Source organism: Rhodococcus sp. ENV425 (assembly GCF_002887785.1).
GTDB classification, from domain to species: Bacteria; Actinomycetota; Actinomycetes; order Mycobacteriales; family Mycobacteriaceae; genus Rhodococcus; species Rhodococcus aetherivorans.
In genome coordinates this window covers 2,045-2,378 of the sequence record NZ_PCZU01000075.1, presented here as the reverse complement: position 1 = coordinate 2,378, position 334 = coordinate 2,045, and the positions used below count along the sequence as shown (strand labels likewise).

The 334-nt window shown below is 74.6% G+C and carries 1 protein-coding gene; it reads left to right on the top strand.

Going from position 1 to position 334, the window contains the following annotated elements; genetic code table 11:
• Nucleotides 1–334 (top strand): prolipoprotein diacylglyceryl transferase family protein (locus tag CQZ88_RS30495; RefSeq protein WP_258008456.1); only part of this gene is annotated, 334 nt, incomplete at both ends.

Here is a 334-nt window from a genome sequence, read left to right as displayed (position 1 = left end):
CCTGTGCATCATCGTCGGGATCGTCGTCGCGATCTTCTGGGGTGACCGCCGCTGGGTCGCCCGCGGCGGCGAGCCCGGCACCGTGCTCGACGTCGCGGTGTGGGCCGTGCCGTTCGGCCTGATCGGGGGACGCCTGTACCACGTCGCCACCGACTGGCAGAAGTACTTCGCTGCGGGCGCCGACCCGGTCGACGCGCTGAAGATCTGGCAGGGCGGACTCGGGATCTGGGGGGCGGTCGCCCTCGGCGGCGTCGGCGCCTGGATCGGGTGCCGGCGCCGCGGTGTGCCGCTGCCCGCCCTCGGTGATGCGGTGGCCCCGGCGATCCTGCTGGCG